Genomic DNA, 6,000 nt, shown 5'->3' on the forward strand with positions numbered 1-6,000 from the left:
TAGATTGATGATAATTTTGGCTTTACCGTTAACATCCAAAAGTGCTGTATAAGTATTGGGGCCAACTATACCATCAGGGGTTAAACCTTTGCTCTGTTGAAATTGCATCACAGCTTAATGGGTATATATGGGGAAATATATAAAAGATATCTTAATAAAATAGAAGATACGAAGATTGATAGAATGGGCTGATATCGCGAAGAATAATTAGTAGAACCTGGGTCACACCCGGAGAAAAATAGGATTATCGGGAGATATAGAGATATTCAGATATAGGGACAAGGAACCGGTCCCCTTGTCCCAGTGTAGGCAATTTGGATACACAGCAGGCCATGATTATCGGAGAAAATAGATAAATGAAATAATTAATGATGCTGTTGCTAGGAAAAGATTAATCCAAAATGTCTTCATATTTCTCTGATAGGATTCAATTGCCTTCAAATAAAAATTTACTGCGAAGACACCACTAATTCCAGCGCCGATTTTAAATTCTAAAGTTCCGTTTTCATTTCCTTGTAACCAAAACAGTGCAATAACAAGAAGAGCAAATATTGATAGCGTAAAGAATTTCACAATTCTTATATACTCTTCTTTTATTTTAATATTAGCCATAAAAATCACTCCTCTTCTAATTATATTCTGGGAGTTTAATTATTTTCCTCTATAAGACCTCTTCCTAACTTTTCTTTCATAAATCGCATGAAGGTGTAAGGTGAAAATTACTTTCAGTTTTATCTTACGCTAAGGATAGAATCATTGTCACTTAAAGACTATAATAACGTTTGGATATAGAAATTGATATTCCAATACGTAGGATTATTGTGACTTAAAGCATTATAGTGGTTTTTGTTTGTTCCACTGGTTCTACCCTCTTTTAATAGGTGTTACCTCTAACTTGTCTATAATGTCAAAGTAAGAAGATACTCCTTAAGGAGTATCTTCTTACTTTGGTAAGATTTTTTTAAGGAAGCAGAGGATATTCAATCCATTGGTCGCTAAAAGCAAAATCTGTTCTAGCGGAGTTTTTATAATAGCTTACTAAGTATTTATCACGATATGGATATGGTGATGGGGGATTAAAATCGCGGTATTTCCAAATCGTATAGTATAAAACGTCCATTGTAGCATATCCTGCTTGCCATATACTTGCAAGACCTAAAGCTATTTGCATAGACATATAAACCGCACCAGGTAAGCTACCGATGATACAGCTAGCAACAAATGTAACTGATGCGTTTATCAGTCCATCAACTACTGTACTGCCTTTCCATGAGCTTTGGAATACCCATGTATCTGATGCGATAGTGTATGAATCAGATGTGGAAGTAGTACTTGCAAATTCTTCTAATTCAATAGTCTCACCATCAAAATCCATGATCCCTTTACTTTTATCAATTTTGATCTTATGATTTTTACCATCTTCTATAGTACTTATTTCTATAGTACCATCAGTCTTATCTACCTTTTTGAAACTAATTTCTTTTCCATCTATTTCTACAGACCCTTCTTCAACTAGGCCTTCCTTTGTTTGTTTAACTTCTACTTTTACATTTTTCAATAGGGGAGTTTTAGGAGCATAAGTTGAAGCATATCCTTGAACCGTAAAAGAAAAAATCATCAAAAGGGACATACATAAAACTAAAACTTTTCTTGTCATTAGCAATCTCTCCTTTTTAAAAAATTAAATTTTTTAAAGCTAAGCTTTTGTTACAATCAGACACTAATTTTAAAGATTATCGATTAACTATTAACTATGGCATCTGGCCCACCCCCTTTTCCTTTCAATAGTAATAACAATTAAACAGTTCCTTTGTTACAATAATTTCAAAAAGAAGGTAATATAGTAAAAAATGCCCATATTCTTTCGAAATTGTAGAAATAAAATTATCTTTTATCTCAATTTCATGTAACATTTAAACCTCTTGATTGTTATAAATATGAAAAACAAACGAGGGGGAATAAGAGATGAAAAAAATTGTGAGTTTTATTTTATTACTAACATTAGTGTTATCTTTTGGTAGTGGAGCATATGGAATGGGAAATGAAGTCTATAAGGAAATTGATGCCGGCGATACGACAATTAACCAGACAACCTCCAGCATGCAGTATTTATATGATTGGGGCTCTTGGATTAACTATCAAGGATCAGGAATTGTTACTATTAGTGGCTATACAGAATCAGAGATTATCGCTAGTAGTATCTATGTAAAGTTGATATTGCAAAAGTATGATTCCGCTACATCAAGATGGGTAGATCAGAAGACAATTTATGATAGCAAAACATCAGATGACTATATTACATTGGCCCAGCAATATACAGTGACAAAGGGATATCAATACAGAGTTTATTCCATTCATAAAGCAACTGTTGGTTCTGTCTCAGAAACACAATATGCCAACACAAGTGCCATTACAGCAAATTAAAAAAGCCATGAAGTTTTTTACTTCATGGCTTCTATAATTTCCATTGTCTCTTCTTTGGTAGCATTAGACTTTAAATCTAGGGTATAGTTTATTCCCATACTAGACCAAATCACCTTAGTCTTCTTATTGCCTATATTGATATATGTATATTCTACGCCGTTCTTGTCAATTTTTTCAACAGTGCTCTCATTTGGTATTCCTATATTTTGTTTAAATTCAAACCCCTCCAGGAATTGAGTAAGTCTAATCTTCTGGTCATCCCAGGTGTAATTTAATTCGATAATAAAGAAACTATTAGGTAAAGTTGTTACCAAAGTTCCTTCTAAGGTATAGGGTAATTCTTTGAAATCAAAATTTACTATATCCCTAGCATTTTCAATGGAGACACTCATTTCGTTAGAATTTTCCTGCCCATCCTTTGGCATTTCTTCTATTGATGATTCCCTTTCTATGCTCTTTCGTTCCTCTGTTTCAGTTACAGCACTCTGAGATTTATTAGTTTTAGATGCGGTTGTAGCATTTAGTATGAGGAAACTAAATACTCCTATTGCCAAGAAGGTTGTTGCTGCTACAGCAATGGCTTTATTATATTTTCTTGATTTTGGTTTTGATATAGTCTGTGGTGTCATATTCTTCAACTTGAGCCATTCAGCCTCAATTTCATCATCCGTGATTTCAATCTCATCTAGTTCATTTGATATAGCATCTTCAATGACTTTATCTAATACGTCCTTATTCCTATCCATCCAAATCACCCTCTTTTGTTAGTAGTTTATATACCTTTTCCTTAGCCCGATTTATCCTGGCTTTTACAGTGCCCATCTTTAAACCTAAATGATCCGCTATGTATTTATAGGGCAGGTCATTATAATATCTTAATATTAGGATCTCCTTTGAGTCAGGATCAAGCTTCGCGAGAGCTTCTTGTACTTCTTTTCTTGTTTCTTCTGTCTCAATTACTTTGCTTACAGAATCTTCATTTATAGCTGTGTTAGGAAAAATCTCAATATCACCAACTAAGGTAATCTTGGCATTCTTTTTAATATGGTTTTTGGCAAGGTTTGCAGCGATAACACATATCCATTGTTTAAACTTAGACTTATCATCTAAACTATCTATGTTTTTAAATGCTTTGAAAAATGCCTCATTCGTCAATTCCTTAGCTATTTCTTTATCTTTAACAATATAATAAGCTGTTTTAAAGACACTACTATAGTATGCTTTGTACGACGAGTGCTGAAATTCTTCAGAATAAAGCTCAATTCCGGCAGTATTAATTTTCTCCATTGCGTCACCCCTATTTTATGTTTATTAGCTCTTATAATGACACTTAGGTTTATTCTAGAAGAATATATAAATCTGGAATAATACTTTACAGTTAATTTCTTCAAAAGATTATGATTCTCCTTTAATTTGCAAAATTATGGTAAAATTTTACTATTAATAGCTTTGCGAGATCTACTAAAGGAAATATTCAAAATTAGTTATCTCACGATAAAATTTTGGTAATCTTATAACAAGCTTATCACATTTGATTTAGCAGAGAATATCTCATACAATAAAGCTGATGCATATGCTAACCAAACATTATCAGATCACCAAACTAAACAGGATGTCTTCCTCCTTAAAAGACTTAAAAGAACTATAGAAGGTTGTTTTTCTATGGTTCTTTAATATTTACTACTGAATAATCTAGAACTTTACTGGGTATCGGGTTATTTGGTTTTCCAATGGCTACTGGAAACGTACGATGGAGTTGATTATCTAGATAAAGATAGAGCTTTCTTTCCGATAGATTAATGACAATCCTAGCTTTTCCTCCAACACCCATAAGGGCTGTATAGGTACTGGGACCGACAATGCCATCTGGGGTTAAGCCTTTACTTCGTTGAAACTGGATTACAGCTTGACGGGTAGACTCGCCGAATATACCATCTTCTAATCCGGCATCGAAGCCCAGGGTGTTGAGTCTTTCTTGAATCTCTCTCACATCTTGCCCCCGATCACCTAGTTTCAGGGGACGTGTATATCGAAACATGGACAATCACCTCAAATTATCAATTTATATCATCATATGTGAGTGATTCTATAAATGATATCTTTACAATGGGAACATTTTCAGATTTGGGATGACATGTGTATAAAACAATATAAACTTCGAGCAAGGGTATGTAGAGATATGACTTATCTAACGATGAGAGAAAACAGGTGATGGTTTACTTTATAGATTAAATACAATGAACATATTAGATTTTTAGACATATGCTAACATTAGAGGTAAATATTAATTATTTACTCAGAATGCATCAATAAAGGGGGAGCTTTACCATGATGTCTAAAACTGATTTCATTAGGCATTCACTAGAACTGAATCTGTTTTTTGCAAGGATTATGAAGGAACACTTAGTCTTTGTAGCATCTGCTTTCACACCAAAGAATTATAATCTTATCCAACCGGCGAATGAACTTAAAGACAGTTTGGATAATTTGTTAGTTGAAACAGTAATGCTTTCAAATGGAGTGATCAGTCCTGAAGCCATTGCATCTGGGGAGATCATAACACAATTTACGCTAAATGCAGAATTAGCAACACAGTACTATACAGGTATTGCAATTGATACTCGCATTACACAAGCAGAAGCTGCACTTGTTGGCAGTTCGCATATTATTCATAATCCAATGCTTGAACAACGGGTTTATGCATTAAACCATAAAGCTATTGGGATCACAACGGCCGTTGCACAGCTTAAGGAAACTGTTTTGCGGGATGTATTGGCTTGTAGGATGTTTACTCATAACTATCCTTTGCTGGCGGATCATATTTTACGAGAAGCCAGATTCTACTTGAAAATGTTACACAAACTTCAGAGATTCGATGAAATCGATACTGCTATAGAGCTGATAGAACAGGAAATATTCTGGAATAGGATTATGGCTGAACACTCAAAGTTCATTCGAGGATTCTTAGATCCTACAGAGGAAGAGTTAATGGAGATTGCGAATAATTTTGCAAAAGAATTTGATGGCCTAACAGAAATGGCTCTGAAGACGATGGACAGTCACAGAGACTTATCTGAAGTTACGGAAGAAAGTTTGGAAGCGACACAAGAAATTCGGAAATTTAAAGCGCAAGGTACCGAGGGAATACTTCAATGCAAGATTAAATCTATCATATTACCGTTGTTAGGCGACCATACTTTAAGAGAAGCGAATCATTACATGAGACTGTTAAAAATGTTCAGGCATCAAGCATGTTAATAACATTCAAAGACAGATAAAAGATTGTTCGTTTTACGATTAGTAGGCCTGATCTACAACAATGAAGTTCCAAAACAATATTAAAGAAAACATTATATAATTTGTAAGGTGGTTTGGATTTTTACTTCTCGGAAAGTAGTCTAAACCCCTTTTATTTTGTATATTAACTAGAGGCAAAAGAACTATAGACGCTTGTTTTTCTATGGTTTTTTTATTTAATAGGAGCGTGCCCAGCAAAGCTGTAATTTGCTAACTGGTGAGAGTCCAGTCTAGGTAGTTGCCAAGAAACCTAGTAGCTATAAGACCAATGTCAGCAGA

At 34.0% G+C, this 6,000-nt stretch carries 7 protein-coding genes; 2 read left to right on the forward strand and 5 right to left on the reverse strand.

Annotation, left to right across the window (positions count from 1 at the left end):
• Window positions 1-336: 336 nt before the first annotated feature.
• Both K0R93_RS17210 and K0R93_RS17215 read right to left on the reverse strand, forming a co-directional pair.
• Complete coding sequence (locus K0R93_RS17210; RefSeq protein ID WP_300303959.1) at window positions 337-612, reverse strand: hypothetical protein; 276 nt, start codon at window positions 610-612, stop codon at window positions 337-339.
• Window positions 613-961: 349 nt separating this feature from the next.
• A complete protein-coding gene (locus K0R93_RS17215; protein WP_300303962.1) occupies window positions 962-1,657 on the reverse strand; it encodes a hypothetical protein in 696 nt (231 codons plus the stop codon).
• A 377-nt stretch (window positions 1,658-2,034) separates the two neighbouring features.
• Here K0R93_RS17215 and K0R93_RS17220 point away from each other — a divergent pair, with 377 nt between their 5' ends.
• The gene (locus K0R93_RS17220; protein ID WP_300303965.1) at window positions 2,035-2,424 is read left to right on the forward strand and encodes a hypothetical protein; all 390 of its coding nucleotides are present in this window, start codon (window positions 2,035-2,037) and stop codon (window positions 2,422-2,424) included.
• A gap of 17 nt (window positions 2,425-2,441) precedes the next feature.
• Here the strand turns inward: K0R93_RS17220 and K0R93_RS17225 are convergent, their stop codons facing one another.
• The 3 genes from K0R93_RS17225 to K0R93_RS17235 all read right to left on the reverse strand — a co-directional run bounded on the left by K0R93_RS17225 (window position 2,442) and on the right by K0R93_RS17235 (window position 4,462).
• Entirely contained in the window at window positions 2,442-3,170 is a 729-nt protein-coding gene (locus K0R93_RS17225) for a DUF4367 domain-containing protein (protein ID WP_300303968.1), read from the reverse strand.
• Window positions 3,163-3,711 carry an RNA polymerase sigma factor gene (locus K0R93_RS17230; protein WP_300303971.1) on the reverse strand — a complete coding sequence of 183 codons (549 nt, stop codon included), beginning with the start codon at window positions 3,709-3,711 and terminating at the stop codon, window positions 3,163-3,165. Before K0R93_RS17230 ends, K0R93_RS17225 begins: the two co-directional genes overlap by 8 nt.
• A gap of 373 nt (window positions 3,712-4,084) precedes the next feature.
• Window positions 4,085-4,462 carry a L,D-transpeptidase family protein gene (locus K0R93_RS17235; RefSeq protein WP_300303974.1) on the reverse strand — a complete coding sequence of 126 codons (378 nt, stop codon included), beginning with the start codon at window positions 4,460-4,462 and terminating at the stop codon, window positions 4,085-4,087.
• Window positions 4,463-4,752: 290 nt separating this feature from the next.
• Between K0R93_RS17235 and K0R93_RS17240 the strand changes: the two genes are divergently transcribed.
• Window positions 4,753-5,682, forward strand: a complete 930-nt coding sequence (locus K0R93_RS17240) for a DUF2935 domain-containing protein (RefSeq protein ID WP_300303977.1) — start codon at window positions 4,753-4,755, stop codon at window positions 5,680-5,682.
• The last annotated feature ends 318 nt before the right edge of the window (window positions 5,683-6,000 follow it).

Source organism: Anaerosolibacter sp. (genome assembly GCF_029240175.1).
In the GTDB taxonomy this organism is placed as follows: Bacteria; Bacillota; Clostridia; order Peptostreptococcales; family Thermotaleaceae; genus Anaerosolibacter.

What these genes read in the sequence shown, in the direction of transcription:
- K0R93_RS17210 (WP_300303959.1), bottom strand. Translation starts at nt 612, where the DNA reads ATGGCTAATATTAAAATAAAAGAAGAGTATATAAGAATTGTGAAATTC.
- K0R93_RS17215 (WP_300303962.1), bottom strand. Translation starts at nt 1,657, where the DNA reads ATGACAAGAAAAGTTTTAGTTTTATGTATGTCCCTTTTGATGATTTTT.
- K0R93_RS17220 (WP_300303965.1), top strand. Translation starts at nt 2,035, where the DNA reads ATGGGAAATGAAGTCTATAAGGAAATTGATGCCGGCGATACGACAATT.
- K0R93_RS17225 (WP_300303968.1), bottom strand. Translation starts at nt 3,170, where the DNA reads ATGGATAGGAATAAGGACGTATTAGATAAAGTCATTGAAGATGCTATA.
- K0R93_RS17230 (WP_300303971.1), bottom strand. Translation starts at nt 3,711, where the DNA reads ATGGAGAAAATTAATACTGCCGGAATTGAGCTTTATTCTGAAGAATTT.
- K0R93_RS17235 (WP_300303974.1), bottom strand. Translation starts at nt 4,462, where the DNA reads ATGTTTCGATATACACGTCCCCTGAAACTAGGTGATCGGGGGCAAGAT.
- K0R93_RS17240 (WP_300303977.1), top strand. Translation starts at nt 4,753, where the DNA reads ATGATGTCTAAAACTGATTTCATTAGGCATTCACTAGAACTGAATCTG.